This is a genomic window from Streptococcus cristatus (assembly GCF_001578775.1).
GTDB classification, from domain to species: domain Bacteria; phylum Bacillota; class Bacilli; order Lactobacillales; family Streptococcaceae; genus Streptococcus; species Streptococcus cristatus_A.
Genome location: NZ_KQ969089.1, coordinates 1 through 386, shown reverse-complemented (window position 1 = coordinate 386; position 386 = coordinate 1). Strand labels below are relative to the sequence as shown.

Sequence of the window (386 nt, the reverse complement as noted above, 5' to 3'; positions counted from 1 at the left end):
GCACTTGCACTTGTTGAAACGGATTGACTCAAGCTTACTGATGCTGAAGTGCTTGTGCTTGCTGAGACAGACTGGCTCAAGCTCATTGAGGTTGAAGCACTGGCACTTGCTGAGACAGACTGGCTTGCGCTCAATGAGGCTGAAGCCGATTCGCTTGTTGAAACGGACTGGCTTGCGCTCAATGACGCTGAAGCACTTGCACTTACTGAGACTGACTGGCTGGTGCTCAATGAGGTTGAAGCTGATTCACTTGCTGATACAGACTGGCTTGCGCTCAATGAGGCTGAAGCCGATTCGCTTGTTGAAACGGACTGGCTCAGGCTTACTGATGCTGAAGTGCTTGTGCTTACTGAAACAGACTGGCTTGCGCTCAATGACGCTGAAGC

The 386-nt window shown here is 51.0% G+C and carries 1 protein-coding gene; it reads left to right on the top strand.

All coding sequences use genetic code 11. The features are described from left to right. Positions 1-54: 54 nt before the first annotated feature. A partial coding sequence (locus tag SCRDD08_RS11740; RefSeq protein ID WP_269139722.1) for a hypothetical protein occupies positions 55-386 on the top strand: 332 nt, incomplete at its 3' end.